The following is an 8,744-nucleotide window of genomic DNA, read 5'->3' as shown; positions in this document are numbered from 1 at the left end:
GGGTTAGTGGGTGGGTGATTTGCTTACTATTTTCATTTGACACATTCTCATTGACATATACACCCCTAATAATAAAAAAACAAACATGGATATCTAAGTTTATTGACATTAAATTGTCAAAATTTTTTAGATTAGAGTAGTTTTTCAGCTGATATAAAATCGTAATATTCCCAATACATTTTGTTAGTCATACAAATATCTTTTTCGTGATATTTTTTATTCCATTCTGTAACTGGCCCACCACATTTATCACACCATTCGCGTGTCATATATTTTGAATTAAGTGGCCTTTAATATGCTCTAATCTCATACACTCATCGCAAATTGGACAATTTGATGCCGTATTTGCATATAATTTATAGTTACATTTTGCACACCTAAATTGATATATAACTATCATCTTTCTTTTCTTATTTCTTTTATAGCATATCTATAACCCATTTCGAAACCTGTATTAGCGCCAATTAAATACGCTAATAGAAGGGAAATTAAGAATCCTATAATTTTGATTGTGAACAGCATATTTAAACCCAATTTCTCGTTTCACCACAAGTCAAACATTCCCATAAACCAATCTTACTATTATTAGCCATTGTACCCGAACATACTGGACATACTTTTGCATCTCCCATACCATTACATAGTACTACAGCTATTTAAATGTTAATCAAAAATCCACTTAGCTGCCAACTGCATATTATCTCTAAATGATTGCTCTAATTTAGACAAAAATATATCTCTCCTACTTGTAGCTTCTTTTGTTACTGATTTAGTTTTTGTCACACATACGTTTGGTTTCTCATCAATTGTTTTTGCGTCTTGGGAAAATTTCATAACTACATCCCTAACAGTTTTCAGATCCCCATCATTCAGCATTTTTGAATATTCGACAGTTTTAGCGTATTTTATATCCTCATTTTCAGTTAAGACTTTACATATCTCATCATCTTTGTTTTTTTCCATCAAATCCAACGCTATATATCTCACATTACCATCATATGTTAATGTTGATTGTATCCAATCACCATACCTAATAAAATCATCAGTAAATTGGTCAATTAATACACGCATAGAACGTGTAGTTGCATTAAATGACCAGAGAACACATTCATTTAATTTACCATCATATAAAATATTGACATTAAGGGGGTTTTCACCTAAATCATAAGACATTATTGTTGCCCAAAGTCTTTTTATAACTTCTGTATTCCGCAAATTATCGTAGTTACCCAATCCATGTTCTTTAACTTCTAAAATTTCGCCAGAATTATCGAAAAATACGTATTTCTTTGTTCCTACTGCATATAAGTTACCTATTTGGCCTTTTTCATCTTCTAATACTTGTAAATCCCCGGCCTCACCAGAATACGGATTGAGGTTATTAAATGCATTAATAACCTCATCAACTACGTTATCAGATACTATCAAACTATCTGTATCGCAGTAGTTTAATCTCCCACCATTCTCTTTCGCTATGGACTCACCTAATGCTAATTGCAACCTACCGCCAGCTGTTATAGTTGTAGCTACATGAGGGTTATAAAAACCATTTTCTGAAGCAAAATCGTGTCTTTCGGAAACTGGTAATTCTGGCGTTTCTTTCACAATTCTTTCAGCTGACACACCATATAAACTATTTGCTACAATTTTTAATGAATTTGTTCTTTCGTCTTTAAAACCCTGATCTAATTGTATATTTTTTCTCGCTTCTATACATTTTGCCATAACGTTATCATGGCTATTAATATCAACTCCAGCAACTTTAGAAGATTTTAGATTTTGCTCACCGTTTTTAACCATTTTATACGCAGATACTATATCGAATTTACTTTTACCATCAATTAATTTTGCAGCTATTATATCCATGTAATGATAATGTAATTCCTTTTCTGAATGGACTTTTGCTGTAATAACTTTTGTCGTATCTTCTAAGTGTGGTGTTCTTACTGGTAATGTCGCACCTTTTGGTTTGATTTTCACGTAATAATCAGAAATATCTCTCCAAGTTTCTTGTTTTGTTAAATCACCGACTTTAGGTAAATCATCTGGTTTAACACATTCTCTTGTTACATATTCTGTTTGCATAAAATCCCAAACATTAGTTAATTTGGATACTGTCGGATATTGTGATAGTATATCTGTATATCTCTGATTATTAATCACTTCACCTGTTATTTTGGCATCAGTCCTACCGCCAAAATATGCAGGTGCAATAACATCAATAGCTTCAGTACTATACCCTACTCTTTTATAATTCATCTTACGTAAAATATACTTACCTATTGACGCAGTAGAATAGATATGCTCAAGCGGTAAATTACCAAACATTTTCTGTAAACGTGAGTTTAAAGCATTATATAATTCATATGTGGCGAAAACATCATTGATGCAATATTCAACATACTCATCACTCAAATCCCCATGCGAATCAATATCTGTAACATTGATATTAGTATTTAATGATTCACAAGCATCACCTAATTTGCCAGGTATCCAAAGCGATTTAGCGCCTACAAGAGTATCACCAATTGGTATATGCAATGATTCGTAGCTTTTAGAACTATCTAAAAATGTGTAAATATGACCAAATTGGCCAGCCCTATGCCCTATCATTTTATAATCATCATATTGAACTGCCATTTCGTATTGCTGGCCTATTTTGTTATTAGATAATAAACTATCATCAGGTGAGCCCATCATAGGTATGTCAAATGGTGCATTATGGGCAACTAATGATATTCTATTACAATCATTTCGATTTTTTGCTTTCTGATTAAAATCAGCAATTGGTTTTAAAACAAATTGTTCAAAATTTGATTGGGATAAATTTTGTAATGTGATTTTATCTGGTTCAAATTCCGAACACATTTTTTCTATTTTCGATTTAGAGATTAAATATCCCTGATATCCAAAACTATATAAAACTATTAAACGACTTTCTAATGTATTATAACCAACTAATAAAATTGGTCTTTGGCCTAAATCTGCACTTGTTTCTATGTCTATAATAAATGGGTGATAAGTATTAAAAGATGGGTTTTTTATCTCACCACTAACAGACATTGGATCATTCCAGTCAAATAACTGTTCAGAATTAGTCTCATAAACTGGTCTTTGATTATGACAGTGCGTTATATCCCTCATTACCCTAATATCTCATTACTGCATCAGGCCCGTATCTTTCCGTAATTTTATCATTTAACTCAACCAATTGAGAAGTATCATATTGCTCACCATCTAAAAAGACTGTATCTCTTGGTTCCCCAGGAATATCATCACGCATGAAATTAAGTTCTTGTCCTAATGCTGAAGCTTCTTGAGGTCTTACTTCTTTACGTTCATATTCAACACCTTTTTTATCTGACGGCACTGCAACTTTTACAGGCTGACCCTCATATTTTAAATTTGCTTGTCCACCATTAAACGCATTTTTACTTATTGGTGTGCCGTCTTTAAAGTGCATAGTTCTCCCATCTTTTGCTGTAACTTTTTTGAATACTTGATCTGATTTATCAATATAAGCTCTCTCTAATTTACTCATTATAGCAATTATTACAGCAAATAATTGTCTCCCAAGTCATTAAACCGTTATATTTATATTCTATTAAATATTCTTTGACTGGAACTACCAATTTATCACAAAAACAACATTTATTATTCATATTACCAATATATATCCCTGCCTGTATATGGTGTTAATACATCTTTATTTTCGTCTTTTATTGGTCGTCTTTTTCCCCTACAACCACACTCACAACATTCTCTTTGTATGTGATTATTTCGGTATGTTTTTTCCCGGTTTCCGCAAGCACATTCCCAAGTTATATTTCTCATTTTATAAATTCTGTGATTTTTGTCTGTCTGCTATTTTTTGGGTATAGATCTACCCATTCCCCCAATCCTCTTTGTGACTTATCCATAATTCACCCACCACTTGTTAGGTGGTATCATACCATAATAGACCCATAAGCATAAACCCACTGGCTATATCCAGATATAATCCTTATTAAAAATAGATAAAAGTAAGAGTTATATGTCTATAGATCCTTGTATAATCTGCAATGTCAGACTGGCAAAACAGTGAGCTAACCGAAGCGCCACCAACTATCAAAGCCTCCCACCTACGCGATGGGTCTTCCATCACACTGGAATTTGGCGATGATGGGCAAATGATCGAAACACAATACGGACCTGCTGTATCGTTTGCTGTGGCTAAAGTAGTCGAAACTAACGACTGTGATGAAGAGCTGGATAACGTGCTACAAACAGCTGAAGATAGCGAAGACGGTCTAACCCTCCTAACGTCAAGTAGACGACTACTGGGTATGCTCGATCAGTGTAAACAGGATAGTGGCACACTGGAGGGTAACACCTATCAAATAACTCGATTCGGAATAGAGGAGAACACACAATTTCAGATAGAGCAGCAGTGAAATAGATTCTAAAAAAATTTTATCATTTTTAACGCAGACAGGCCGTGCCGCATAGTGGGCTGTCGCGCGCGAGTAACTGACTGGCCCACCACTCTGCGGTTACAGCAATATCGAAACTATTAAGTACATATAGCTCTAATACAATGGGGTAAACATCAATCATAAGGCTTATATACTATTAGAGTTTTCTCTTTCTAAGTGGTAAACATAACCTACTGCAAAATCAGCTTAGAATGGCTATATGAGGCTTAGATAGCTTTCGATAAATTTTGGCGTTTTACTTTTGAAACGTATTGTTGTGACATATCCACAATTTCCGCTATTTCTTCTTGTGTCAAATCAATGTTTTTTGACTTTTTCATTTTGAGTAAGTTTGTTGTTAATTCTTCAGTTACTTCACTTTTTGTCTTACTCTTTTCTTTCTCTAATTCCTCCTTATTATAACTATCAATATCTTCATCTTCATCAATTCCCGGTATTCCCTGATTCTCTTTCTTTTGCGATAATATTTTATAATCTTCATCATCATCAAGAGGCTTCCATCTAATACATTCAACAAAATTAAATTGTCTTATTCTTTTGTAAATAATTTCGCCAGTAAAATCATCCATAGTAACATAATAAATATGTGCTAAACCTGGATAAATAATGTTAATCCATATATCTGTATTTTCCTCAATACGCATATCTAAATTTGCCATACTTGGAGCAGTAGCTATAGTTACTACATTTTTATATCTCAACATCTGCCATGCTTGAGAAAAATGAACATTTTCGTGAGTTAAAGACCTTCTTTTATCAGCCAAATATTCTAATTCATCAGTTATAAGCGGAGTTCCTTTTTTCGCATTTTTATATTTATTTAAATATTCATAAACATTCAAAAATGAGTGATTTTCTGCACTCCAAGAAATATCTTCATCAAATATCTCATTAGAATATTCACTGATTTTTCTGGCTAAAATTATAGCTAAAGTAGTTTTACCTGTTCCAGTAGTATTACCTTTACTCGTGATTAGCATTTTTAGATCGCGGTTATTATATAGTCTATGAAGTATTACTTTACCTAACGAACTATACTGAAAATTTTTTACTCTGTAACCAGTAACATCACCAGAATTATTGGAGATTTTAATCATTTTCTTCATCATTTTTCGCAAACATTTCAAACATAGCATTTTGGGACAAATCACCTTCGGCCTCCTCATTAAACATAGATGTTAATACTTTAACAATTTCTGTTCTCCCTTGTCCTTTTAGAGATACTGAATGTTCTTGCAACAGTCTAATTTGTTTATCAATTGTGGGCTGTAATTCTGATAATTCTTCAAATGTCTCACCGACAGTAGACGCTCTCGTCATTGCTATTACTTGTGTAGGGGTTAATCTCGTTTTTTGATTCATTTCCTCCTTATTTGGGAGAAAATCTTTAGCGATAGTATCTTTCTCACCACCTGATTTTTTTTGTGTCGCATATTCGGTGAAGAATGGGTCTTCGCCCATAGCTTCTGTAACTTCTTTTTCAACTTCTGGATCTATTAAATCATCAGACATAGTTATGCTGTACCAATAATTAGCAGTGCAATTACAGCAATACCAGCTAAACACGCATACATTAATTTCTCAATCATATCATCTTTTGATCCAGATACACCATACATTTTTTTGATCGAATCCATACGCATAACTGACGCATAATAGCTTGATGCCACTAAGTTATCAACAGTTAAATTACCAATATTATCTCGATTTACATTAATCTTTACAGGATTTGCGGAATCTTTAATATAAATTGCTGCATTTTTATAGTAATTTTCCCACACCCTTTTATCCGTATTTTCTTTTGGAACAAATTTTACATTTATTGTATTTTCTTTTACTCTAATTTCCAATCCACTACCACTGGATTTAGCGATACTTTTTGCCATATTCAGAAGCGCGTTTGCGATAATCTGCATTTACTACTACTACCATGCTAATATACTATACCATAGGTATAATAGATTTTTGCTTTATCTAAACTATCGTAAGACTTTATACTCACCGAGCGATAAAAGCACATATGGCAATCAAAAGCCTAACGCAGTGCGCGAGTGATCGTATGAATAGCGTAAAAGAGACTTTTAGCAGAACACAGACTTTGGCTGAAATCACAGCCAAAACCAAACTTGGGGTTAGGGGGCAATCACAAGTCAATAAAGGCGTCAATCTGGCTGTAACTGTGCTCGTAGTCGCGCTTATGACTGCATATCTCCTACCGATCGCTATTAATGAGCTAAATGCAGTTGATACATCAACATGGGGTGATGCCGAAGCGTCACTATTCGGTATTCTCGGCATCTTTTTCGTCCTGGCTATTGTGCTTTATGTCGTTAACATGGCTATGGAATAACTCACTAAATAACGCAAAAAATTTTATTTAATTTATGGATGGAAAAAAAGGGGTAGGAATAGCAATAACAATCCTCGTTGTGGGAATAATAGTTGCAAATGTCCTACCACTGGCGATCGGTGAGCTAAATACAGATACCAAGTCAGCTACTATTACGCAAAATGAGGAACAAAACTACAATGTTGTAGAAAATGTTTACTCAAATGCAACAGATATCAATAAAACAGGTGAAGAAATCACATTTGTGATAAATGATACTGATACAGCTGGATCGAAAACTGTAACTATTAGTAACCAAACAACACAAACTATAACTATGGATGATGGGGATATCAATGTAACTGTTGACAGTATAGCAGATACTACAACAGCAACAGTAACATACGGGTATCCTAAAGAATATGGATGGAGTAGTGGACAAAAAAGTCTATTTGGTATTCTACCACTATTTTTCGTCATTGCAGTAGTTTTGTGGGTAGTTAGATATGCAATGAAGACAGGTGGATAAGATTTATATTTATGTAGAATAAAAGTTTTTTATGACAAATAGAACAATTGTCAGTGTTTTCGTAATTGCTATAACTTCACTTTTTTCAGCATTTATATTACCAGAAATTTATAATCAAATTATCCAGCAACATAGTGGACCTATGTTTGATTCACTACGTGTATTTTTAGCTATTATCGTAATATTTTTAGTCATTGGCTCATTAAGCATTAAGTGGTAATAATGTTTGATACATTATCGAATGGTCAGCTTATATTTATATCAATAAGTATGTTCGCTTTTATTTGGGCCAGTATAAAAATGAAATCTGCTATATCCACAGTTAGTTGGGCGTTAATGTCTATAACATTATCAGCTGTTCTATGGTTGGATATATCAATAAATTATTTTTGGTTTACCTATATTATATCCTCATCAGCTATTGGCGTTAGTATGGTTATATACGTTTTTTACGTTAAAAATATCTAAAAATTGATATTTCAGGAAATATTTAACTGCGTGTAGTATCAACTTAAAGTAAGTATGGTAATTGCCGCCAGTATCACAGAGATATTTGATAACACATTCTTTTTCTTAACTTTTGTAGTCACAATTTTTGGAATTATTGGATTGTTTTCCAGATCATTTAAATTTGGTGCTTTTACAGCATTTTTGGCATTTGGTTTTTTAACTATTGAGAGTCAATACGTTTTTTATGTTAATTTAATGTATGTTTTATTAGCTATTATGTTACCTCTCCTTGCATTTCAAACCTGGAGCTTAACGACAGGTGATAGCATATGAATTTCACTTCATTTGATTTTGCTATTCTTATCTCAATGACTACAGCTGTAATATTAATGTCATTTATATTTCCGGCATTAGGTTTAGGAGATAAAGATGTACAACCCTCCGAAATACCATCGCTTAATGTAACAAACGATAGGTTTGATTTTGCAGGTGAACTACCGCGATCGCCAGGTACACCAACACAAGGTGAGTTGATATGGGAAAGCTCATCAACAGGTGGTGGGACGAGAGATAACGTGTTTTTAGATGGTGATACTACAAATGGTAACCAAGTAACATGGGTGAACTTGAATAACGAATCAGATCCAGAAATGAATGTCACATTCACCACATTTAATAGTGGTAGTATTCAAACATCTACAACAGAGAGAATTACAGAAAATAATGCAACTACAATATCTCAAGACGGGTATAAAATTCAATTTACTCATACCAGATTAAAACGTAATTCTGATGGTAGTTTCATTTCCTACTTAAATTATAAAATGGAAGAGACTAAATCTGACGATTCATGGTTTAAGAGAATTCCGTATGTTGGTGGTGTATTTGATACAGTAGATCAAGTTGCTTCGGTTTTGTCTTGGGGTTTTTCAATAATTTATTGGGGTTTCGCATGGATATT

General features: G+C 33.3%; 10 protein-coding genes. 5 read left to right on the top strand and 5 right to left on the bottom strand.

What is annotated here, in order from left to right; genetic code table 11:
- Positions 1–663: 663 nt before the first annotated feature.
- Complete coding sequence (locus tag QZ276_RS00310) at positions 664–3,144, bottom strand: DNA polymerase (RefSeq protein ID WP_292484220.1); 2,481 nt, start codon at positions 3,142–3,144, stop codon at positions 664–666.
- A gap of 4 nt (positions 3,145–3,148) precedes the next feature.
- Positions 3,149–3,541, bottom strand: coding sequence for a hypothetical protein (locus tag QZ276_RS00305; protein WP_292484218.1), 393 nt, complete (start codon positions 3,539–3,541; stop codon positions 3,149–3,151).
- A gap of 628 nt (positions 3,542–4,169) precedes the next feature.
- On the opposite strand from QZ276_RS00305, the gene QZ276_RS00300 reads away from it, so the two are divergent.
- A complete protein-coding gene (locus tag QZ276_RS00300; protein ID WP_292484216.1) occupies positions 4,170–4,433 on the top strand; it encodes a hypothetical protein in 264 nt (87 codons plus the stop codon).
- Positions 4,434–4,681: 248 nt separating this feature from the next.
- Here QZ276_RS00300 and QZ276_RS00295 read toward each other — a convergent pair whose 3' ends face one another.
- The 3 genes from QZ276_RS00295 to QZ276_RS00285 are packed head-to-tail and all read right to left on the bottom strand — an operon-like array spanning position 4,682 to position 6,391.
- Complete coding sequence (locus tag QZ276_RS00295) at positions 4,682–5,572, bottom strand: hypothetical protein (protein WP_292484215.1); 891 nt, start codon at positions 5,570–5,572, stop codon at positions 4,682–4,684.
- On the bottom strand, positions 5,565–5,987 hold the full coding sequence (locus QZ276_RS00290; protein ID WP_292484213.1) for a hypothetical protein: 423 nt from the start codon (positions 5,985–5,987) through the stop codon (positions 5,565–5,567). The genes QZ276_RS00295 and QZ276_RS00290 overlap by 8 nt, the downstream gene beginning before the upstream one ends.
- A 2-nt stretch (positions 5,988–5,989) precedes the next feature.
- On the bottom strand, positions 5,990–6,391 hold the full coding sequence (locus QZ276_RS00285) for a hypothetical protein (protein ID WP_292484211.1): 402 nt from the start codon (positions 6,389–6,391) through the stop codon (positions 5,990–5,992).
- A gap of 143 nt (positions 6,392–6,534) precedes the next feature.
- On the opposite strand from QZ276_RS00285, the gene QZ276_RS00280 reads away from it, so the two are divergent.
- The 4 genes from QZ276_RS00280 to QZ276_RS00265 all read left to right on the top strand — a co-directional run.
- A complete protein-coding gene (locus QZ276_RS00280; RefSeq protein ID WP_292484209.1) occupies positions 6,535–6,825 on the top strand; it encodes a hypothetical protein in 291 nt (96 codons plus the stop codon).
- Between the two features lie 34 nt (positions 6,826–6,859).
- Complete coding sequence (locus QZ276_RS00275; protein ID WP_292484207.1) at positions 6,860–7,333, top strand: hypothetical protein; 474 nt, start codon at positions 6,860–6,862, stop codon at positions 7,331–7,333.
- A gap of 522 nt (positions 7,334–7,855) precedes the next feature.
- Complete coding sequence (locus QZ276_RS00270) at positions 7,856–8,116, top strand: hypothetical protein (RefSeq protein WP_292484205.1); 261 nt, start codon at positions 7,856–7,858, stop codon at positions 8,114–8,116.
- Positions 8,113–8,744 (top strand): hypothetical protein (locus QZ276_RS00265; RefSeq protein ID WP_292484203.1); only part of this gene is annotated, 632 nt, incomplete at its 3' end. The genes QZ276_RS00270 and QZ276_RS00265, both read left to right, overlap by 4 nt.

This window comes from Methanohalobium sp., from assembly GCF_018609725.1.
In the GTDB taxonomy this organism is placed as follows: domain Archaea; phylum Halobacteriota; class Methanosarcinia; order Methanosarcinales; family Methanosarcinaceae; genus Methanohalobium.
The sequence above is the reverse complement of the archived record's forward strand: the minus strand, read 5'-3'. Positions and strand labels throughout refer to the sequence as shown.